The organism is Herbiconiux daphne (assembly GCF_024979295.1).
In the GTDB taxonomy this organism is placed as follows: Bacteria; Actinomycetota; Actinomycetes; order Actinomycetales; family Microbacteriaceae; genus Herbiconiux; species Herbiconiux daphnes.
Map to the genome: position 1 here is coordinate 1 of NZ_JANLCJ010000726.1, position 543 is coordinate 543.

The 543-nt window shown below is 48.1% G+C and carries 1 protein-coding gene; it reads right to left on the reverse strand.

Annotation, left to right across the window (positions count from 1 at the left end; all coding sequences use genetic code 11):
* Positions 1-20: 20 nt before the first annotated feature.
* Positions 21-543, reverse strand: a 523-nt coding sequence (locus N1032_RS27375; protein WP_259543862.1) for a DUF2800 domain-containing protein, incomplete at its 5' end; no start/stop codon positions are given.

Here is a 543-nt window from a genome sequence, read left to right on the forward strand (position 1 = left end):
TCATTTAACAGTTACCTTATTTATTGTATTACATCAAAATCGTTTGCCGGGTTTACATCGATGGCAGCGCGGGGATCTTCTTCAAAAGCAACCGTTGGCGAGCCTGCCGAACGCGTTATATACGGCGTTAGCATTTCCCATCGTTCCGGATTGGCTTTTAAGACTTTCTCCGCCTGAGTTGGCGATATAAGAACTGGCTGCGAATAGAAGCGCCCGAAATCGTCGAATGTCTGGCAGATCAATTCCTCTACCTCTTCAGCATTCGCCCACTTACGCGCACCTGCTTTGCCTTTAACGAGTTTCAAGCCTGGCAACGAATCACCGGCCATTAATTTCGCCGTAACCGTTGTTTTGACTTTCTCGCACCATTTTTCGATTAGCGCCAAATCCTTATAAACGGCGGCCATTTCGGCATCCGTTAGAAGATGGGGGTTAATCGGGGTAAGTTTTCCGGGTTCGCAGGTAGTGAATTCTTCCGCTACACGGCTATAAACCATGTTGGCGTAAGCTCTACACTTAGGCGCAGCTTTGCACCATCTACAC